Origin of the sequence: Acinetobacter sp. YH16042 (assembly GCF_013417245.1) — a bacterium.
GTDB classification, from domain to species: Bacteria; Pseudomonadota; Gammaproteobacteria; order Pseudomonadales; family Moraxellaceae; genus Acinetobacter; species Acinetobacter amyesii.
Genome location: NZ_VPEJ01000011.1, coordinates 74,529 through 96,376 on the forward strand (window position 1 = coordinate 74,529; position 21,848 = coordinate 96,376).

The 21,848-nt window shown below is 39.9% G+C and carries 18 protein-coding genes and 1 pseudogene; 4 read left to right on the plus strand and 15 right to left on the minus strand.

Features of this window, described 5'->3' with window-relative positions; all coding sequences use genetic code 11:
* The first annotated feature begins 420 nt into the window (after positions 1 to 420).
* Positions 421 to 1,716 carry a glutamate/aspartate:proton symporter GltP gene (gene gltP / locus FTV37_RS09795; protein ID WP_078190399.1) on the plus strand — a complete coding sequence of 432 codons (1,296 nt, stop codon included), beginning with the start codon at positions 421 to 423 and terminating at the stop codon, positions 1,714 to 1,716.
* 67 nt (positions 1,717 to 1,783) lie between these two features.
* On the opposite strand, the gene FTV37_RS09800 is transcribed toward gltP, so the two are convergent.
* The 7 genes from FTV37_RS09800 to FTV37_RS09830 form a co-directional block, all read right to left on the minus strand.
* Positions 1,784 to 2,215: a DUF3887 domain-containing protein gene (locus FTV37_RS09800; protein WP_180063731.1), complete on the minus strand. Its 432-nt coding sequence runs from the start codon at positions 2,213 to 2,215 to the stop codon at positions 1,784 to 1,786.
* A gap of 197 nt (positions 2,216 to 2,412) precedes the next feature.
* Positions 2,413 to 2,883 carry a hypothetical protein gene (locus tag FTV37_RS09805; protein ID WP_180026829.1) on the minus strand — a complete coding sequence of 157 codons (471 nt, stop codon included), beginning with the start codon at positions 2,881 to 2,883 and terminating at the stop codon, positions 2,413 to 2,415.
* A 91-nt stretch (positions 2,884 to 2,974) separates the two neighbouring features.
* A complete protein-coding gene (gene gyrA / locus FTV37_RS09810) occupies positions 2,975 to 5,959 on the minus strand; it encodes a DNA gyrase subunit A (protein WP_180026830.1) in 2,985 nt (994 codons plus the stop codon).
* Positions 5,960 to 6,249: 290 nt separating this feature from the next.
* Entirely contained in the window at positions 6,250 to 6,693 is a 444-nt protein-coding gene (locus FTV37_RS09815) for a hypothetical protein (protein WP_257224280.1), read from the minus strand.
* Positions 6,694 to 7,284: 591 nt separating this feature from the next.
* Positions 7,285 to 8,217, minus strand: a complete 933-nt coding sequence (locus FTV37_RS09820; protein WP_111883923.1) for an FAD-binding protein — start codon at positions 8,215 to 8,217, stop codon at positions 7,285 to 7,287.
* Positions 8,218 to 8,235: 18 nt separating this feature from the next.
* Complete coding sequence (locus tag FTV37_RS09825) at positions 8,236 to 8,988, minus strand: electron transfer flavoprotein subunit beta/FixA family protein (protein ID WP_078192067.1); 753 nt, start codon at positions 8,986 to 8,988, stop codon at positions 8,236 to 8,238.
* Between the two features lie 526 nt (positions 8,989 to 9,514).
* Positions 9,515 to 10,120 (minus strand): LysE family translocator, encoded by a 606-nt coding sequence (locus tag FTV37_RS09830; protein ID WP_180023307.1) that lies wholly within the window; start codon positions 10,118 to 10,120, stop codon positions 9,515 to 9,517.
* Between the two features lie 113 nt (positions 10,121 to 10,233).
* Here FTV37_RS09830 and FTV37_RS09835 point away from each other — a divergent pair, with 113 nt between their 5' ends.
* On the plus strand, positions 10,234 to 10,728 hold the full coding sequence (locus FTV37_RS09835; protein WP_180063733.1) for an Lrp/AsnC family transcriptional regulator: 495 nt from the start codon (positions 10,234 to 10,236) through the stop codon (positions 10,726 to 10,728).
* A 465-nt stretch (positions 10,729 to 11,193) separates the two neighbouring features.
* On the opposite strand, the gene FTV37_RS09840 is transcribed toward FTV37_RS09835, so the two are convergent.
* The 7 genes from FTV37_RS09840 to FTV37_RS09870 all read right to left on the minus strand — a co-directional run bounded on the left by FTV37_RS09840 (position 11,194) and on the right by FTV37_RS09870 (position 17,844).
* The gene (locus tag FTV37_RS09840; protein WP_218947587.1) at positions 11,194 to 11,565 is read right to left on the minus strand and encodes a hypothetical protein; all 372 of its coding nucleotides are present in this window, start codon (positions 11,563 to 11,565) and stop codon (positions 11,194 to 11,196) included.
* 279 nt (positions 11,566 to 11,844) lie between these two features.
* Complete coding sequence (locus tag FTV37_RS09845) at positions 11,845 to 12,768, minus strand: tyrosine recombinase XerC (RefSeq protein WP_180063735.1); 924 nt, start codon at positions 12,766 to 12,768, stop codon at positions 11,845 to 11,847.
* 71 nt (positions 12,769 to 12,839) lie between these two features.
* Entirely contained in the window at positions 12,840 to 13,673 is an 834-nt protein-coding gene (locus FTV37_RS09850) for an enhanced serine sensitivity protein SseB C-terminal domain-containing protein (protein ID WP_180063736.1), read from the minus strand.
* A gap of 85 nt (positions 13,674 to 13,758) precedes the next feature.
* Positions 13,759 to 14,604 carry a diaminopimelate epimerase gene (gene dapF / locus FTV37_RS09855; protein WP_111883917.1) on the minus strand — a complete coding sequence of 282 codons (846 nt, stop codon included), beginning with the start codon at positions 14,602 to 14,604 and terminating at the stop codon, positions 13,759 to 13,761.
* A gap of 13 nt (positions 14,605 to 14,617) precedes the next feature.
* Positions 14,618 to 15,862 (minus strand): diaminopimelate decarboxylase, encoded by a 1,245-nt coding sequence (gene lysA, locus FTV37_RS09860; protein WP_180063738.1) that lies wholly within the window; start codon positions 15,860 to 15,862, stop codon positions 14,618 to 14,620.
* A gap of 24 nt (positions 15,863 to 15,886) precedes the next feature.
* Positions 15,887 to 16,096 (minus strand): lipoprotein, encoded by a 210-nt coding sequence (locus FTV37_RS09865; RefSeq protein WP_372491094.1) that lies wholly within the window; start codon positions 16,094 to 16,096, stop codon positions 15,887 to 15,889.
* 344 nt (positions 16,097 to 16,440) lie between these two features.
* A complete protein-coding gene (locus FTV37_RS09870) occupies positions 16,441 to 17,844 on the minus strand; it encodes an amino acid permease (protein WP_078192075.1) in 1,404 nt (467 codons plus the stop codon).
* A gap of 332 nt (positions 17,845 to 18,176) precedes the next feature.
* Between FTV37_RS09870 and FTV37_RS09875 the strand changes: the two genes are divergently transcribed.
* Positions 18,177 to 19,538 (plus strand): sodium:alanine symporter family protein, encoded by a 1,362-nt coding sequence (locus FTV37_RS09875; RefSeq protein WP_078192076.1) that lies wholly within the window; start codon positions 18,177 to 18,179, stop codon positions 19,536 to 19,538.
* A gap of 240 nt (positions 19,539 to 19,778) precedes the next feature.
* Here FTV37_RS09875 and FTV37_RS09880 read toward each other — a convergent pair.
* Positions 19,779 to 20,135, minus strand: a pseudogene (locus FTV37_RS09880) (hypothetical protein); the annotation flags it as partial.
* Between the two features lie 187 nt (positions 20,136 to 20,322).
* Here FTV37_RS09880 and radA point away from each other — a divergent pair.
* Positions 20,323 to 21,711, plus strand: coding sequence for a DNA repair protein RadA (gene radA, locus FTV37_RS09885; RefSeq protein WP_180026689.1), 1,389 nt, complete (start codon positions 20,323 to 20,325; stop codon positions 21,709 to 21,711).
* Positions 21,712 to 21,848 lie beyond the last annotated feature (137 nt).

A 21,848-nucleotide genomic window follows, 5' to 3' on the forward strand; every position in this document is an offset into this window, starting at 1 on the left:
AAAATTTATTTCGGATAATCTGTGTGATTTATAGAATTTTCACTGATTTATCTGCCTCACAAGTATAAAGCAAACTTCTATATAAAAATGAAAAATACAGGCTCACAATTAGTTTTTCGATCTTTCTAGGCAAATCAGAGATTTTGTGAAGTGTTCATTAATAACTCAATTTTATTCGTTCTATAAATTAAACTTAATAATCAAATCGCTTATACAACTAAAAATGATAATTTATCGATCAAACAGTTTGGTTTTGATCAAAATCGTTGGCTGTATTCTCATATAAACTGCAAAATATTATCGTATTTATCTCCCAAATTATTCAGAACTTTTTGTCATGGCGGACTCAGTCTGTCTGCAACTTTTGTTCGTGGATGACTGTGGGCTTTTTTCTCCCAAATCTGACATAAGAGCTGATGTATGAAAAAGATTAAGGTGAGCCTTGCCTGGCAAATCGTGATTGCTCTCATTCTAGGTATACTTGTTGGTGCTTTCCTACACTATTCTCCTGAATATCGTGATGCTTTAGTTAATAACTTTTTGACTCCTTTGGGCTCAATTTTTATTAACCTCATTAAGATGATCGTTATTCCGCTTGTTGTGTCGATGCTTATTTTAGGTATTGCCAATACAAGTCACGGTAGTAACTTAGGTAAACTAGGTTTCAAAACGATTATTTATTTTGAAATCATTACCACCGTTGCTATTTTAGTCGGTTTAGTTGCAGCCAACGTATTCCAACCTGGTGCCGGCATTGATATGTCTGCATTGACGCAAGTCGATATTTCAAAGTATCAAGAAACAACACATGAAGTCAGTGAACATTCTCATGGTTTGATTCAAACAATACTTTCACTTATTCCATCTAACTTTTTTGCAGCTTTGACGAGTGGTCAAATGCTCCCAATCATCTTTTTCTCTGTGATGTTTGGTGTAGGTTTAGGTGCGCTTGATCAGGAAGTAAAACAACCTTTAATTAAAGTGTTGACCGCTGTTTCTGAAACGATGTTTAAAGTTACGCACATGATCATGATGTTTGCACCTATTGGTGTATTCGGCTTGATTGCTGCAACTGTTGCGAATTTCGGCTTCAGCTCTCTTGTGCCACTGCTTAAGCTCGCAGTTTTAGTTTATGGTGCAATATTCTTCTTTATTTTTATAGTATTAGGTGCCGTTGCCAAGTTCTGTGGCTTCAGTGTTTGGGCCATTATCAAGATCTTAAAAGATGAATTGATTCTCGCGTATTCAACTGCAAGTTCTGAAACTGTCCTCCCCCGTATTATGGAAAAAATGGAAGCTTACGGTGCTCCGAAACCGATTACCAGTTTCGTGATTCCAATTGGCTATTCATTTAACCTCGATGGTTCGACCCTATATCAAAGTATTGCAGCTATCTTTATTGCTCAGCTTTACGGGATTGATCTGACAATCACCCAACAAGTGATTCTAGTACTGACCTTGATGATTACCTCTAAAGGGATTGCAGGTGTACCTGGCGTTTCTTTCGTGGTCTTGCTGGCGACTCTCGGCAGTGTCGGTATTCCTCTCGAAGGTCTGGCATTCATTGCAGGTATTGACCGTATTTTAGATATGGCACGTACTGTACTGAATGTGATTGGTAACGCGCTTGCGGTACTGGTGATCAGTAAATGGGAAGGCCAATTTGATACTGAAAAACAAAAAAATTATGCCGCTAATCTAAAAGATGCCGCTTAATTTTATGCCATAAAAAAGGACGCTTCGGCGTCCTTTTTTACAGCTTTGTTTTATTTTTTACCAAACTTTATTTATTTTTTTCACCAAACACTGAAATATTAAAATCTCGAATTTTGTTACTTCCTGCCGGCTTATCAAAACTTACATCATACTGTACAAGGTTTTTATTGGTATAACCGTACTCATAAGTGACCGTATATAAAGACGGTTTTTCAATGTGCTTAGCCACAATATTTTTGCGTGAGTAATCTTGTTTCGGAATACCTCGTGCAAATTTACGCAGCTCTTTTTCATTCTGTTCAAACTTCGCTTTGAGTTCTGGTTCAAAGTAAGTGTACAGCTTATCAAAATTGCCTTCACGTAATTGATCATAGGCAGCTTGGGCAACTTCAGTCTGTTCAGTACTTGGGTCTGGTATTGCATTTAATGCTTTTTGGCCAATTTGGTCACAACCTGACAACGCTATGACACAACCTAGTAACAAAAAATTTGCCTTCATAACCACACTTATTCCTAATTTAAGCTTTTGAGTATATATAAAACTTCAAAGTTGATATTAAAATTAAGATATCTCTTTAACTTTTCTCTTTCCAACTTGTTGACAATACATTAAATTAAACTCTGTTCACTTACGCAAGGTAAATGAGCTTCACTTTTAATGTATTTAAATAAAGTACCACTGAAAATTCTAAGGGTTTATTTAAGTACCAACTTTAGATGACTACCGATAATTTTAGCCAAAGGATCATCTTGTTTAAATAATACGGTGTAAAATACAGTTTGCTGCTCGTATTCATACTTAAGCTTTGCTTCAATTAGTTCACCATGCACACTATTTTTAATACTTTTATATTCCACCATTTTATAATCTAAAACTTTTTCAAAATATGGAATATATGAAGATATTTCTGGTAATAATGTTGGATCTTCTAACAAAGCTTGATAAAACTTCTCATCTGTTATTTTCTGGATTTGATCTAAATCTTTATCACGTATAGCAACATACAATTGCTCAATGTGTTTAAGTTGCAAAGGTGTCAGCTTATAAGGAATAGATGATTCTTTTTTTATACCTTCATTAAACTCTACAGACGTCGGCTCACTACATCCCATTAATGCAAAACAAATGACTATTCCTTTGGTTCTAATTAATTTTTTGAAATACATTTAAGTCACTATTCTTGTTTATATAAATTTTTGTTAATACTATTCACCTATCAAAAAGGACGCCGTAGCGCCCTCTTTTCTCAATCTTCAATTAGTCTTCTTCAGGCTCATTGAGATCTGATTCATTGTCATTTTGATCAATAATCGTTGAGTCATCTACAAGCTGCTCAGTTTCGATTGCTTCCACTTCTTCAAAAGTTTCGTCTTCTTCAACTGCTTCGATCGCAACAACACCGACCAAGATTTCGCTTTCACCTAAACGGATCAGACGAACACCTTGAGCATTACGACCTGTTTGTGCCACTTCAGACGCACGTGTACGAACCAGTGTACCACCATCTGAAATTAACATCAGCTCTTTAGACGCATCAATCGCTACCGCACCAACAAGTTCACCGTTACGTTCAGATGTTTTAATTGCAATAACACCTTTACCGCCACGTTTCTTAGTTGGGAAGTCATCTACTGGTGTACGTTTACCATAACCATTGGCTGAAGCACAAAGTACTTCACCGGTTTCAGGAACAACCACCAATGACACTATACGGCTAATGAGAACTGAATCAGAGGTATCTTCATCATCAGACTCTACATCCGCATCCTCAGCGTCTTCAGCTTGAGCTGCTGCACCAATGGTCACGCGCATACCACGAACACCTTTGGCAGAACGACCCATTGAACGCACGTCAGTTTCTGCAAAACGAATGGCTTTACCTTCGTTTGAGAACAACATGATTTGTTGTTCGCCGTCGGTAATGGCAACACCGATTAAGGTGTCATCACCATTGAGTTCAATCGCGCGTAGACCGTTTGAACGAACATTCGAGAATTGTTCTAACTCAACACGTTTAATCGTACCGTATTCTGTTGCCATAAATACGTAGAAGTTTTTACGAACGGCTTCTGCTTGCTGTGCAAAGTCATTGATGATTTCATCATCAAGATCAGTGGTAGAAAGCTCTAAGCCCAACTGTTTCAATTGAACACGTAATGCATCAGACAAGTCATCTGCACCGTCTTCAGTCTCAGCAAGTGCAGCTTCTAAACCAGCAAAATGACTATTAATCACTTCATTGGTTTGTAGCTGTGCACTATTGGCTTTTACAAATGCTTTAAAGTCAGCCAAACGTTCTTTAAATTTCTTCGGCGCATCGACCACTGGTAAAATAGCGGTGATGGTCTCGTTTTCATCCAATGGCAATAAGTTCACCATCGGACGACCTTTCGCACCACGAGATGCTTGAGGTACTTCATACACTTTCAAACGATAAACTTTACCCACATTGGTAAAGCAAAGCACTGTTGCGTGGTTTGAAGTCACGATCAAATGCTGGATGTAATCGTCTTCTTTCATTGAAGTTGCAGACTTACCACGTCCGCCACGACGCTGTGCAGCATAGTCTGACAATGGTTGAGTTTTTGCATAGCCTGATTTAGAAACAGTTAGTACCATTTGCTCTTCAGGGATTAAATCTTCACGAGAGAAGTCGATACGTGATTCCACGATATCGGTACGACGTGCATCGCCATATTGTTGAAGGATTAAAGCCAATTCTTCTTTAATCACGTTCATCAACAAGTTGAAATCGTTCAAAATTGCAGTATATTCAGCAATTTGACCAAGAATTTCTGTATATTCAGCTTGTAACTTGTCTTGTTCTAGACCGGTTAAGCGATGTAAACGAAGTTCTAAGATCGCACCTACTTGGGTTGGAGACAGACGATAAATATCACCTGTTAAACCAAATGGACGTGCTGGATCTTCGCCTTCAATTTCATCTGGACGGACAGATACCGCGCCTGCTTTTTCAAGCAAGGCAACAACACCACCGCCTGCCCACTCGCCCGCTTGTAAACGTTCACGTGCTTCGCTAGGGTTTGCAGATGTTTTGATGGTTTCAATGATCGCATCGATATTTGCCAGAGCAACCGTCAAACCTTCTAAGATATGTCCACGTTCACGTGCTTTACGCAATTCGAACATGGTACGGCGTGTAACCACTTCCTGACGGTGACGGATAAACGCTGCAATAATATCCTTCAAGTTCATTAACTTAGGCTGACCATTATCGAGGCAGACCATGTTAATGCTGAATGAATTTTCTAATTGGGTATTTTGGAATAGGTTATTTACAATCACTTCGGCGTTTTCACCACGCTTCAAGTCAATTGCAATACGCATCCCTTCTTTATCTGATTCATCACGAAGTTCAGAAATACCTTCAAGTTTTTTCTCTTTAACCAACTCAGCAATACGTTCAATGGTTTTTGCTTTGTTAACTTGATAAGGAATTTCAGTGAAGACAATCGTGCTACGACCCGATTTTTGGTCTTCTTCAATGTGATATTTACCACGGATATGCAAACGGCCTTTACCAGTACGGTACGCATCGACAATGCCTGATTTACCATAAATGATACCGCCTGTAGGGAAGTCTGGACCAGAAATATGTTCCATTAACCCTTCAATGCTGATGTGCGGATCGTTGGCATAAGCAAGACATGCATTAATGACTTCTGTCATGTTATGCGGAGCCATATTGGTTGCCATACCTACAGCAATACCAGCTACACCGTTAATCAACAAGTTAGGCACACGTGTTGGCATGACTTGTGGAATACGCTCAGAACCGTCGTAGTTGTCTTCCCACTCTACGGTATCTTTCTCAAGATCCGCTAAAAGTTCGTGGGTCAATTTACGCATACGAACTTCGGTATAACGCATTGCTGCTGCACTGTCACCATCGACAGAACCGAAGTTACCCTGACCATCAACCAATTGATAGCGTAAGCTGAAATCTTGAGCCATACGAACAATAGTTTCGTATACAGCTAAGTCACCATGTGGGTGATATTTACCGATGACGTCACCGACTACACGGGCAGACTTTTTGTAAGCTTTGTTGTAGTCATTGCCCAATTCGTGCATTGCAAAAAGCACACGACGGTGAACAGGTTTGAGACCATCTCGGACATCTGGCAACGCACGTGACACAATCACGCTCATTGCATAATCGAGATATGAGCTCTTCAGTTCATCCTCAATGGCAATCGGTCTAATTTCCGATACGCTCATGCATACTCCTTGTTATACAAGCAGAATTCTGCCCGCATTTATATATCGTAAATCTGTAAAAATTAGTTCAAAAAACACTGAACCAATATCAAAAATCAAGTCGGACAGTATAGCATAAAAACCCTGATTTTTGTGCCAATCATCTTGCACTAGAACCATGATTTTTTGTATTTATTTTAAGCATTTTGATTTTATTTGCTGTGAAAAAAACCTCTACGAATAGAGGTTGTTTAATGTTCAAAAAATTTCTTTTCGAAGCTTCAAATTTAGAGGCATAAATGTGATAAAAATCACTCTTTATGATATTGCATGACCTCTAATTCTTGAGGCACATGATCCTGCTGCATCCATGGGTATGCTGTTAAAAACAAACCTAAAATAAGCGGAAATTCATAAACTTCTTCGATGAAATCTTTATAAGCTAAATCGTACAAAAATAAAAAACTGAGACTTCGACTATGCTCAACTGCATCAGAAATCAGCAAGCCCAATATCACCAAGCCCAATGGCCAAATTGGTAAAGCCAAGGTTTTTAGCTTACGTGCGATTTCTTGGCGTAAATAAGGCGAAAACAGCATAAAGACGACAGGTGCAATCATGAATACCGAAATTAAACGAAAATACGGTTTAGGTACATCAGGGAAATAGTCACGCCCCCAGCTAATGCTACGACCAAATAGCAACAACCACCATGCGACAGCCCACAACCAAAATTGTTTCTTTCCATCTTGCATTTCAAGTGGTCGAATATAGAAAAAAGTAAAAATCGCAAAAAACAGCAATAACAATGCTTAGACCGATTCAACTGCTGTAACAGTCATTCCATCAAATAAAGGAAAAGAGATACTTTGTAAAACAGGAAAAAGTAAACAACAGATCATCAGCACCAATACACTGATTGGTAACTGAAAATCAAATTTCAAAGGGAGACTCCGCCTAAAGGCAAGTTCAATAAAAAAGCAATGTTAACACAAAATATACAATCCTTTAAGCTTGCTTTAAGTTTAAGATTCAAACTTGAAGGATAAATTTTTATTATTTTATTTTAAATCTTTGTATTTTTTATAATTTATTAATTTTCATCCTATTAACAAGCCATTGCTCCTGCTTACTTACCATTTAAGTTTCAACATACGTTTAGCTTATGCTACAGTCGTATCTAAGACTGATAATAAGAAAATACCTCGGATGAATTTTGAAGTACTAAATTAAGAATCCCTCATCCCATTAAGCATGATCAAGAATATCTACAACGGCATTCATTCCACACAAAAAAAACGCCCCTAAACCATAAGCTTAGGAGCGTTTTGAACTGCGTTCAGAAATTAGATTTTAGATACTAATTCTGGAACTACAGTGTTCAAGTCACCCACTAACCAGTAGTCAGCTACTGAGTTAATTGGCGCTTCTTCGTCTTTGTTGATCGCAACGATCACTTTAGATTCCTTCATACCTGCCAAGTGCTGAATCGCACCTGAGATACCTACAGCGATGTACAAGTCAGGAGCAACGATTTTACCTGTTTGACCCACTTGCATATCGTTTGGTACGAAACCAGCATCAACTGCTGCACGAGATGCGCCTTGCGCAGCACCAAGCTTGTCCGCTAATGGATCAAGAACAGTGTGATAGTTTTCACCTGAACCAACACCACGACCGCCTGAAACAACAATACGCGCAGCTGTTAATTCTGGACGTTCAGATTTCACGATTTCTTCAGAAACGAACTTAGAAATACCAGCATCACCAGTAGATGCAACAGCTTCAACTGCAGCAGAGCCGCCTTCGCTTGCAACAGCATCAAATGCAGTACCACGAACAGTCGCAACTACAACAGACTCGCCAGACTCTACAGTTGCAATCGCGTTGCCTGCATAGATTGGACGTTTGAAAGTTTTAGGACCTTCAACAGCAATGATGTCAGTGATCATGCTTACGTCAAGTAGCGCAGCAGCACGTGGAAGTACGTTTTTGCCCGTTGTCGTAGAAGCAGCAAGGATGTGAGTGTAACCCGCACCGATAGAAGCAACTAATTTAGCAACGTTTTCAGCCAATTGATTAGCATAAGCAGCGTCGTCAGCAAGTAATACTTTGCTTACACCCGCAACTTTAGCTGCTTGGTCTGCAACTGCTTGAGCGCCTGAACCAGCTACTAATACAGTGATATCACCACCGATTTTTTGCGCTGCAGCAACAACGTTAAGAGTTGCACCATTTAGTGCTTTGTTGTCGTGCTCAGCGATAACTAAAATACTCATGATTTTTATCCTTCTGTATTAGATCACTTTCGCTTCGTTTTTCAATTTATCTACAAGCTCGTCTACAGACTTCACTTGTACGCCCGCTTTACGTTCTGCAGGAGCTTCAACTTTAACAGTTTTAAGCTTAGTCGCAGGTGAAACGCCATAATCAGCAGGTGACTTAGTATCAAGCGGTTTTTTACGCGCTTTCATAATGTTTGGAAGAGCAGCATAACGTGGCTCATTCAAACGTAAGTCAGTTGTAATAATTGCTGGAAGTGCAAGTTCAACAGTTTGTAAACCACCATCGATTTCACGAGTCACTTGTACTTTATCGCCTTCAACTTTCACTTCAGAAGCGAAAGTACCTTGGCCAGCACCTAAAAGCGCGCCAAGCATCTGACCAACTTGGTTAGAGTCATCATCAATTGCTTGTTTACCAAGAAGGATCAATTGAGGTTGTTCAGCGTCTACAACACCTTTTAGGATTTTTGCAACTTCAAGTGCACCTAACTGGCTGTCGTCAGCTTCAACAAGGATACCGCGGTCTGCACCAAGCGCCATAGAAGAACGGATTTGTTCTTGAGCTTCTTTAGGACCAATAGAAACAACAACGATTTCTGAAACAGTTCCTTTTTCTTTTAAACGAACCGCTTCTTCCACTGCGATTTCACAGAACGGGTTAATTGACATTTTAACGTTCGTTAAGTCAACACCACTGTTGTCCGGCTTAACGCGAACTTTAACGTTGGCATCAACCACACGTTTTACAGCAACAAGAGCCTTCATGTAATCCTCGGCTGTTTTAGCAAATGTAAATGTTGAGAAAAGTTATATTAACTCTTCACTTTAAATTTTTTAGGTGCCCTATCTTGCAATGTGTACGGCATTTCGGTCAAGTCACAATTATCGAAAGACCTGTAAAAAAGCGTAATTTCCTTGAACTTATCGTTCACATTTTTTAGAGAATGGTTCAGTTATCTAAAAAAACGCATTATTCAGTTATTTTTTAAGCATTGATTTTTATTATTTTTTTACTTGATTTAGCTCATCAAAAGATCTGATTTAATATCAATTTTCGATCAATCTTTCTGAAATAGAGCTTTCCCTCTACACATTCGGCAACATATCTAAACTTGTCATTTAAGATAGAAGCATAATGAATTTAGCGCTAATTTCACTTTTCCGAAGCTAATTGGCGTGTTTTTCTCTCTTTCTTATTCTTAATATGTGTCGATATTCAGCACATATAAAAAAACCTCCGCTTTCACGAAGGTTTTAGTTAAAGCATTTATTTCTATTTACATTTGCTGTTTTAATTGGCAATTAGCCACGTCGCAGCGAGAGCCAATAAACCACCTGATGTACCATCGATCCACTTTTGTTTGCGTTCATCAATTTGAGTTTTTTGTGTAATACGTGCAAAGACCACACTTAAACTACAATACACCACAAAAATCAGCCCAATAAAAATGAAGGACAAAATCAAACCTTGACTCACGGTATTCGCTGATTTATCGATAAATTGCGGCAAAATTGCAAAATATATCAACATTCCTTTCGGGTTCAGTAAAGCCGTAAAAAAGCCTTTTTTAATCGGGTTGGACGCTGACTTTTTCTCAATACTTAATTTTTTACTGCTAAATACTGAACGCAGCAAATGCGTTGCCAAATATAAAAGATAAGCAATCCCCAACCAGCGGATTGTTTCAAACAGTAGTGGAAATGACACGATAATCGCAGCAATACCCAATGCCACCAAAATCGAGTGAACCAAATAACCTGAACACACACCTACTGTAGCCATCATGCCTGCTTTTGCATCCTTACCCATCACTTGTGACAGGATAAAAAGCATATCGGGTCCTGGTGTGAAAATAAGGGGAATTACCGTTAAGGCAAATAAAGCAAATACAGACATTTCAATTTTCCCTTTCTATGCCCTGAAAGTGAAATTAGTATGTTTGAATCGCTTTAAAATAGGATATCAAATATTCTATAATAGATATTATTTTTAGAATTATATTCTATTTTATGAAGACATCTTCTAAGTTAATTCTAGTTAAACTGGATCGTATTGATAAAAATATCATTCGCGCACTTCAAAATAATGGTCGTATGCAAAATAATGACTTAGCCAAGGAAATTGGACTCTCTCCTTCTTCTTGTTTACGTCGGGTCAAATTACTCGAAGAAGCAGGTGTGATTCAGAATTACACCACCGTGGTCGATCCACAAAAGATTGGCTTTCAATTAATTTTGTTCTCTCGTATTTGGTTAACTGGGCAAGATGCTGAAACCATCGATACTTTTATCGAAGCGATGAAAGAACTTCCTCAAGTCATGGAGTGCTATATTATTTTGGGTGAGTGCGATGCAATGCTCAAAGTAGTGGTGCCTGACCTAGAAAGTTACCGTAAATTTCAGTCTACTCACTTAACCAAGAAAAATGGCATCACCAGTGTAAAGACTGATTTACCAAGCCAAATCATCAAACAAAGCTTCCAGTTACCGTTAGAAGATTTATAAACAGAAATTGGTCTGCCAAGGAACAACTCAAGCATCAGAAACGACGAGGCTGAAACTACAAGCTTGGCAATGTAGTGACGGATTACCTTCACAGCCTCGAATGCAAATACCTAGCAATGCGGTATTTACTTATATTTTAAGCAAAGAAAAATAATAATTTGCGGCACATTTGCAGCAATTAAATGGGAAATATCTAGGATGTCTTTGAGCTCAATTGCTCAAGTAGGAAAACCATTGATTGGATTGACAGGCTCTCGCTATCAAAATTAAACGAATTGAATTACTAAGCAGCAAAACGGATTGGCATTTAGAAATTTTTGTTTAAGCAACTAAGCTATGCAAAGAAGATTAACACTCTAATGCTCTGCTCACAAGCATCTCAACATGTCATGGAGCGAGTGATATAAGGGCTAAACATCCAAAACCAATGAAGATAGCCCTTGAGTTGTTTATTTGACCAATGGTTTAGGCTGGCTGATTTTCCAAAAAGTCACGATGGATGTGGCTTAGGTCAATAAGTTCATATTGTGCCAAATCAAAAATGCGCCAAATGGTGAGAGCATCTTCTTTGCTGTCAAATTTTACAGTTGCTTTATTGCTAAGCTGCCATTGTTTATCCGAAATCCAAATAAAGTATTGTCCCGTCGCCGCATTAAACGCCTGAACTTTACCATCGGCATTAATCCCTTGTAGCTGCGCACCTTCAGGTAATACAGCTTCTACTTCAGGCAAACTGATTTCAACAAAGTGTTTGATTTGGCGTAAGCCGTATCCTGCAAAAATTTCTTTTTGCTGACCATTTAACTGGTCATATTTTTCTTGAATATCTGAAATCATGGTATGGCCTATATATTTTTAACGGTACAGCAATTTAGTAAATGGCGAATTTCACTTCAGCACTTACGTCAATTCAATAATGGACAATTTTTATACCCGATAATTTGAATTTTTATAATGCGACAATAGTTCAAAATGTCGGTCAATTTTACCAATATTTTTTCACATCCTTATTTAACTTTCATGAAGCAGACCACTTTAGGATGCAAAATGTGAAATCTAGCCTATAAATTTAAGCAATATTTAGACCACTACGAGCCAAAGTCGTATTTGCAATTGTTACGAATCTTTATGCTGCGCCCGTGGATGGGCCTGATCATAAACTTGTGCCAATCGATCAAAATCCACATGGGTATAAATTTGCGTGGTGGTTAAATTACTATGCCCCAACATTTCTTGTACAGCACGTAAGTCACCGCTATTGGACAACATATGACTGGCGAAGCAATGACGCAATAAGTGCGGATGTAAATCAACATTTACACCTGCACGTTGAGCTTGAAATTTAACTCGATTTTCAATTTGCCTTACCCCAAGTGGATTACCTTTTTGGGTGATAAAAACTTGAGCTTCTGGGACAAAATCACCATGCCATGCAGGATATAATTGCAACCAATGCATCACAGCCTCTTTGGCTTTAGAACCAAAAGGTACAATGCGTGTTTTATTCCCTTTACCCGTAATACGTAACAGTTGGCGATTAAAATCAATATCTCGAATGGTTAAGCCCTGCACTTCAGCCAAACGTAAGCCACTTGAATACAGCAGCTCCAAAATCGCTTTATCACGTATCCAAAGTTGGCGTTGAGTTTCACTTTCCGGCTCAGGTTGTTCCATGATTTGTTTAATGGTTTCAATATCAACCAATCCAGGTAGAGGACGTGATTGGCGTTTGAGCTGAAAATCATCTGCGGGATTAAAACTGAGATAATCCCCTTGTTCTGCCCATTTCATAAATTGGCGTATCGAAGATAACATGCGCTGCAAACTACTTGGACTGAGCTGAAACTGTTCCACTTTATGAGCAACAAATTCACGCAGATCTGACTTTTCAACATCATGCAGTGGCAAGTTGCGTATTGTACAAAATTGGAGAAAATCACTGACATCACGCTCATACGCTTGCAAGGTATGTTTAGACTGATTTTGAATTTCACGTTCCTTCAACCACATAGCCAGTAGTTGACTCTGATCCATCGTCATCTGTCTTCTCCCATTTCAACATGTGCTTTAGCGTTGTGGTACGCTCTCTAAAGCGATCTTACATATCTGTTTTATGAAAAGAGTCTAGCAAAGAACCCCTTAGGCTTACCATCAACACGTTGGTAAAAAGCTTGCGTTTCATTAAGCAAATACCCTTCTACACCATCCACACTGTGCGTATTGACATGGATTAAATCCACTAGGCATTGCTCTTTTAAACTGTCCTGTGTGATACGACCAATTTTACTGTGTAAATCTTGAATTTGTTGTTCAGATAATCCTGCTTCTAAATCTAGTCCGATGAGTAAAGTTGGTGAATCATCTCGAGCTTCATTCAGCATTTGCGCCAAATAAGCAGCTTTTACCACGCGCTCTGTGCCGAAAAAAATACTTAATTGATCAATCATAAACTGCGGATATTCCGCTGGCTGACCAATTAAAACTTCCGTATCTTGCGTAACTTCATAGTTTTCTGAGGGCTGAATATACTGACCATTCAGCAAATGTTGAATTTCTTCTGGTACAAAGTCCTTCGTCGCATCAGGTGTTTGTGGATTCAATACAAGTCTTGCTCCCACGGTCACTTCAAATAACGCCTTGGTTGGTAGCCGGATATACGACTCTTCTTCAGATATTGCCAACCGCATTTTTTCCAAAGAAGTAAAAAACGGGATGACGCAATCATAAGTTTCATCTTCCCATGATTTCAATTGAACACTGTCGTCTTCATCCAAGATCAAAGCTTCGGCAATGCGTGAATCACGTTCACCTATTGTTCCCACACAATACACATTGGCCGCTAATAATTGAGCTAAAAATTCGGGTCGATACGCAGGTTCATGTAAAGCTTTATGAAAAAGTTGCTCTAAGATTTCTTCTTTTATTTCTTCGTTTATTTGTTCCATGTTGACTACAATCCCATTGAATTATAATTTTTTATTCACTTTTTATTTTATGAAAAAAAGCCCTGAATGGATCAGGGCTTTGATTTTAACCTTGGAAGTAGCTTAAATCTAAGCGTCCTTCGTAAACTGTTGCAGTTGGTCCAGTCATCCAGACTACACCACCTTCTTGCCACTCAATTTGCAGCTTACCACCTGCCAACTCTATTTCGACCGAATTGGCTAATAAACCACGACGCATACCTGATACTGCCGCTGCACAAGCACCTGTACCACAGGCCATGGTTTCACCGACACCACGTTCAAATACACGTAGGCGTGCATGTTTCTCATCCACAATTTGCATGAAGCCAGCATTTACACGCTGTGGAAAACGCTCATGCGATTCGACTTGTGGACCAATTTTAGCGACGTCTGCAGTAATGACATCAGGAACGATCGTCACTGCATGCGGATTACCCATACTCACTACATCAATGGTGAGTTGTTCATTATTCGCCAATGCAATGTCGTATAAGTTTTCAGGCTCTTCCGCAATAAATGGAATTTCATGCGGCAAAAAGCGTGGATAACCCATATTAACGCGCACCCAACCATTCGCACCTAATTCAGGCTCTACGATACCTGACTTGGTTTGTACTTTGATTTTGGTTTTGCTGGTCAACTTACGTTCATGCACAAAGCGCGCAAAACAACGTACACCATTACCACATTGTTCAACTTCCGAACCATCCGCATTAAAAATACGATATTTAAAATCAACATTGGGTAAATCAGGCGGTTCTACAATCAAAAGCTGATCAAAACCAATACCAAAATGACGGTCGGCCAAACGCTGAATCGTCACTGTATCTAAATAAGCCCGTTGGCTAATTAGATCGACCACCATAAAGTCATTGCCAAGGCCATGCATTTTGGTAAATTCTAATAACATCTCGAATTTCTCCTTAAGGCAATAAACGCTCACGTTCCCACAATGATTCGATGGTTTCACGCTCACGAATCAAATGAGACTGATCACCATCAACCATTACTTCAGCAGCACGTCCGCGGCTGTTGTAGTTTGAACTCATGACAAAACCATAAGCACCCGCCCCTAATACTGCAAGCACGTCATTTTCTTGAATCGCCAACTGACGTTGCTTACCGAGGAAATCGCCGGTTTCGCAAATCGCACCAACCACATCCCAGTCTTTCTTTTCTGTATCAGTACGAGGCGTTACTTCCTGAATATCCATCCATGCTTCATATAAAGCAGGACGGATTAAGTCGTTCATTGCGGCATCAATAATGGCAAAATTACGATGATTGGTCGGTTTGAGCAAATCAACTTTGGTTAACAACACACCTGCATTTGCAGAAATACTACGCCCCGGCTCCATATATACCTTAAGGCCTAATTTCTCTAAAGCTGGACGCATTGCCTGAGCATATTCTTCAACGGTAGGCGGAACTTCGTCTTTGTACGTTACGCCTAAGCCACCACCAATATCGATGTGTTTTAGATGAATACCCATCTCTTTCAGTTGATTGATCATCACAATGACACGATCAAGTGCATCAACAAAAGGCTGAGTTTCAGTCAACTGTGAACCGATATGGCAATCAATCCCGACAATCTCAAGATTTGGCAACGACGCCGCATACGCATAGGTGTCAAAAACGCTGTCTGAAGGAATACCGAATTTATTTTCTTTTAAACCCGTAGAGATATAAGGATGGGTTTTGGCATCCACATCTGGATTTACACGCAATGAAATCGGTGCTTTCTTACCCATTGCCGCAGCAACTTTTTGGATTCGATCCAACTCTGCATGTGATTCAACGTTAAAACATGCAATACCCACGTCCAATGCTTTTTGGATATCGGTTTCTGTTTTACCCAAACCAGAGAATACAATTTTAGAAGCTTCACCACCGGCTTTTAATACACGTGCGAGTTCACCACCCGTCACGATATCAAAACCAGCGCCCTGCTTGGCAAGTACGTTTAACACCGCAAGATTAGAGTTTGACTTTACCGCAAAACAAATTTGATGGTCGATAAAGCTAAATGCACGATCCATATCTGAATAATGCTTTTCAAAAGTAGCTTTTGAATAAACATAAAGCGGTGTGCCATATTGCTGTGCAAGCTGTTGTAAAGAACATTGCTCTGCATGCAATACCCCATTCGTACGGGTGAAACTCATGAAAGTATCCTTTCTATAAAAGCATTAAGGTGTAGGGTTAGAATTTGATGATTCCGATTCAGTTGCAACAGGAGCCGCTTGTTTTTCCTGCTTTTGCTGTGCAGGCGTATCTGGATAAATCAGATATTTTGCGCGCTTATCTGCATTTGCATCTGAAGGTAAATGCAATGCACCAGACTGACCACAAGCGGTCAGCAGCACAGCACTTGCTAATACAATAATTTTATAATTCATAAAACGATACATAAACGTACCTAATGAAAAGATTTTTCCGAGTATAACGTGATCAACCCGCGGATAAAAGAAAAGCCCTGTAATTCCAAGTGAGCTTTTTGCCATTCTGCACTAAATTTAAGCAAATTTTGATGGTGCTATTTTCAATCCTTATTTGTCTTTATTTCTAGCTCGATCAGGCTATTGATTTCACTGAAATAGCATATCAATTTGAATGCTATTTAATACAAATCGAAACGCTAATAAACAGTCTGTTTTAACTTAAAATAAGTCCATATCCAAATAAAAAAGCTGCCCCCTCAGGAGCAGCTATTTATGTTTTTACATCAGATCAAAAATGTAAATTAATGGTGCTTTTTCTTATAAAAACCAAAATAACCAATAATCAAAATGATGAACCAAATTGGGCTCACCATGAGCGCTTTCATGGTATCTGCTTCTAGCGACAAGACATAAATCATGCCGATGAAGAAGATAATCACAAGCCAGCAAGTATATAAGCCACCTGGTAATTTAAAGGTTGATTTCGCATGCAGCTCAGGACGAGTTTTATAGTAAACGATATAGCTCCAGATAATCATGAGCCATACGCAGATAAATAAAATCGTAGAAAGTGTGGTTGCTAATGTAAAGGCTTCAACAGTGTTCGGTACGAAATACTGTAATGCAGCACCTAACAACAAACAAACTGCCGAGAAATATAACGCATTTGCCGGAACTGCACGTGAGTTTAGACGGCCAAACGCTTTTGGACCTTGCTCTTCACGAGATAAACCAAACAACATACGTGAAGTCGAGAACACACCACTATTCATCGATGACATAACTGATGACAACACAACCAAGTTCATAATAATCGCAGCAGCAGCAATACCGGCTTGGCTAAACAAGTTCACGAATGGTGAAATGCTTGGGTCAATGGCATTCCATGGCGTAACGGACATCACAATCACAAGTGCAAGCACATAGAAAATAATGATACGAATCGGAATCGAGTTCACAGCTTTAGGCAAGTTGTGTTCTGGATCTTTGGTTTCTGCTGCCGTAGTACCCACGAGTTCTACGCCGACAAAGGCAAAAATAGCAATCTGGAAACCAGCCAAGAAGCCGGTAACACCTGTTGGGAATAAACCACCATGTGACCATAAATGTGTGAATGATGCGATTTCACCTGTCGATGAGGTAAAACCGGTAAAGATCATCCAAAGACCAACACCAATAAGCACCACGATTGCAATAATCTTAATCAGTGCAAACCAAAACTCTAATTCACCAAAAAGTTTAACCGTAACAAGGTTTAAACCCATGATAAAAACAATGGCGGCAACACTGATCATCACCCCTTCTTCGGGAGAGAACGGGTTACCTCCATTAAAGAATTGCAGGTAATAAATAATGGCCGATAAATCTGCAATCCCTATAGTGATCCAGCACAGCCAATAGGTCCAACCCACAAAATAGCCTGCCCACGGGCCGATTAAGTCGGTTGCAAAATCGATAAAAGATTTATATTCAAGATTTGATAGTAATAACTCGCCTAATGCACGCATGACGAGGAAAACCATAAAACCAATAATCATATAGATAATAAGGATGGACGGACCAGCTAAACTGATGGTCTTTCCTGACCCCATAAATAAACCTGTACCAATCGCACCACCAATCGCAATCAATTGCAGGTGTCGGTTGGACAAGCTTCGTTTCAAATCGCCGCTATCAGCGTGCGATCCATGAATTTCATTTGACATTATTTAATTCAACTTCGCGTTCCAATTGCGACAAATTAACGTAAAAATTTCAGAAAATACAAAATTATTTCTCATCATCTATATTTTCGGATTAAGTGACAAAGTTAATTTATTTTTCTTATATATAAAAATCTTAGCGCCAGTTCACATTTCAAAGCGACCAATAAAACAACAATTTACTTGTAATAACTTAAATTTTATGCAAAAAATATTTTACCAACGATAAAAATTTATGCCAAAAATCATGGAAGTTTCTAACAATGGCATATCAATTGCTACAGATATCAAAAATGTAGCATTCACTCACTCAGGGCCGATAAGAAGAAGATACTATGCAAGAAATTCAAAATATCATGGAAACACTCAGTGGATGGGTCTGGGGCCCGTACATGTTGGTCCTCATTGTCGGAACAGGTGTATTCCTCACCTTCCGACTACTTTTCTGGCAATTTCGCATGTTGCCGTTCGCATTCAAACAAGTCTTTGGCAAGCATCCTAAAGCCAATCAACATGATGGCGATATTTCTCATTTCGCCTCACTTATGACCGCACTTTCTGCCACCATTGGTACAGGTAATATTGCCGGTGTAGCCACCGCTTGTGTGCTCGGTGGTCCGGGCGCAGTGTTTTGGATGTGGATAACCGCGCTCTTTGGTATGGCAACCAAATATGGTGAAGGTGTACTCGCTGTAAAGTTTCGTCATAAAAATGAAAATGGCGAAATGAACGGTGGTCCGATGTATTACATCGAACGTGGACTTGGGCCTAAGTGGAAATGGTTGGCTGTGGTATTTGCCCTATTTGGTACTTTGGCATCCTTTGGTATTGGTAGCTCAGTACAGTCCAATACTGTCGCGCTTGCTGTGCAAAACAGCTTAGGGATCAGCACACTCACCACTGCAATCGTTATCACCATATTCTCTGCACTCGTTATTTTAGGCGGCATCAAATCCATTTCTAAAGCCTCTTCATTTATTGTTCCAATTATGGCGGTAGGTTATGTATTGGGTGGCTTAATCATTATTTTCACCAACCTTGAATTGGTGATCCCTGCACTAAAAATGATCTTTAGCTATGCATTTACGGGCGAAGCTGCTGCGGGTGGTGCGATTGGTGCTGCGATTCGTTATGGTGTGGCACGTGGTGTATTCTCTAATGAAGCAGGTATGGGCTCAGCACCCATTGCCGCTGCGGCTGCAAAAACTGACCACCCAGCACGTCAAGGTCTTGTCTCTATGACAGGTACGTTCTTAGACACCATCATTGTTTGCTCAATTACAGGTATCGTACTTGTCATGGGCTTCATCATGGCAGGACAAAGCTTTGGTGATCAAACGGGTGCCGTATTAACGATCAGTGTTTTTGACAAACTACTTCCTGGCTTCGGTGGTTGGGTCGTGACTTTCGGTATTATTTTCTTCGCTTATTCAACCATTCTGGGTTGGAGCTATTATGGTGAAAAATGCTGTACTTACCTGTTAGGTGAAAAATCAGTAATGATTTATCGCTTAATTTACATCGCATCAGTATTTGTCGGCTGTGTCGTAACACTTGATCTCGTTTGGCTATTTGCCGATACCTTTAACGGTTTGATGGCTGCACCAAACTGTATTGCACTGTTATTGCTCTCAGGCATCATTGTAAAAGAATCGAAAGATTTTATTGAACGTCGTAAATCAGGTGAATTGTACTAATCCCCTGCTAAACAAAAAGCCACGTGAATTCACGTGGCTTTTTTATTCGGACTGAAAATCAATATTTACTTATTGAATCGTACCAATTTGACCATCATCAAATTTGTCGTTTTTCGTGTTGCTTTCATTGGCTGCTTCATCTTTTGGATCTGATTCAGTATCTTCAATAAAGCCTTCACCAAATTGGTCACCAAACTCATTTTCAGCATATTCAGAATCTACAGCACTGGCTTCCATCAGATCAGCTTCGATTTCTAGGGCAATTTCCAAAGATAAAGAAAAGAACAATACCCCCTGAATTTTCATGTTCCCTTGTTCATCTTCAAGGTATTCACTGAGGGTTTTATATGCAGGGCTGCTTTCATCAAAAGGCACGTCAAGGTATAAATCACCTGTATAGCTATCGATTAAAGACTCACCTTCTAGCCCCATACAAGGGAAATAGTCGATATTTTGCAGGTCAAACCAGTGCATAACATCATTACGCACCGTATTTTTTTCAGGATGTTGATGATCATATTCTTCAAAATGCACAAATAACACATCACGATTTTTTTCACGTGCGATGGCATCGATATGTCGTAATAGTTCAGTCATGTGGTGACCCATTTCAAAAAATATAATGCGCTATTATAAAGTGCTTACTATGTAAAAAAGTGCAGCTCTTGAAAATAAAACGACATCAATTGACCTTCAACAGTCATTTCATGCGAGAAAAACTTGGTTTTTCGATATATTCACCGCTATGCTGTGACTCAATTTGAGTTTGTGCACAGTAAATATTATGGCGAAAGCAAAAAGTGTCTATCGATGTGAACAATGTGGTGCTGATCATCCCAAATGGGCCGGTCAATGTACCGAATGTGGTGAATGGAATTCATTAGTCGAAGTCAGTATTGCACCCGCTGTTACACACCGTGCACAGCCTAAAATGGGCGGTGGCTATGCAGGTCAAGCTGCTGCTGTGACCACCTTAAATCAAGTTTCTGTTTCGCATGAAACCCGAATGGCAACAGGTATTGGTGAATTTGACCGTGTGCTCGGCGGTGGACTGGTCACAGGTTCAGTTGTACTCATCGGTGGTGACCCCGGCATTGGTAAATCCACTATTTTGCTACAAACCGCAACCTATATGGCGGCGAGTAAAAGTTCTGCCTTATATGTCACAGGTGAGGAATCTTTGTCTCAGGTTGCTCTACGTGCCCAGCGCCTAGATTTGCCGACCGATCAACTCAAAGTCATGGCAGAAACCTGTGTCGAGCGTATTTGTGAAGTTTTGGCACATGAACGCCCTGCCGTTGCCATTTTAGATTCGATCCAAACCTTATACACCGAGACACTCCAGTCTGCGCCGGGCGGTGTTTCCCAAATTCGCGAATCGGCTGCACTCCTGACTCGCTTTGCCAAAAATAGTGGCACTGCGCTGTTTATTGTCGGTCACGTAACGAAAGAAGGTTCTTTGGCAGGCCCTCGCGTGCTTGAGCACATGGTCGATTGTGTTTTGTATTTTGAAGGTCAGTCTGACTCGCGCTTCCGTATGATTCGTGCGGTGAAAAACCGTTTTGGTGCGGTCAACGAGCTTGGTGTATTTGGCATGACTGATAAAGGACTGCGCGAGGTATCAAACCCTTCCGCCATTTTCCTGAGTCGTTATGATGAAGCCATTCCGGGCTCTATCGTCATGATTAGCCGTGAAGGTACACGTCCACTTTTGGTTGAAGTTCAGGCTTTGGTAGATGATGCGCACGGACAACCTCGACGCGTGGCCTTAGGTTTAGAACAAAACCGTTTAAACATGCTTTTAGCGGTTATGCACCGTCATGGTGGCGTACAAACCGCTGGACAAGATGTCTATGTCAATGTCGTCGGTGGTTTAAAAATCACTGAAACCGGTTCTGACCTTGCGGTACTTTTAGCCTGCGCCTCTAGCTTAAGAGCTAAAGCCCTGCCACAGCATTTGGCTGTATTTGGTGAAGTCGGCCTTTCAGGCGAAATCCGCCCTGTACCGAATGGACAGGAACGACTCAAAGAAGCCATTAAGCATGGTTTTAAAACCATTATTTTACCGCGTGGGAATGCACCGCAAAAACCGATTTCAGGTGTAGAAATTATTTCTGTCGCACGTTTACATGAGGCGTTGAGTCAGGCAATTACACTTACCGATGAGTCTTAGTCACGTTGAATAGGGTCTGTTGACATTTGTTGATTAAAAAAATAGCGAGATAGTAAAATTAAATCGCCAAACCCAATTTTACACTCGCTATGCCTCGAACAATGCTAAATGATCAACACTGGTCCAAGTTACTTGCT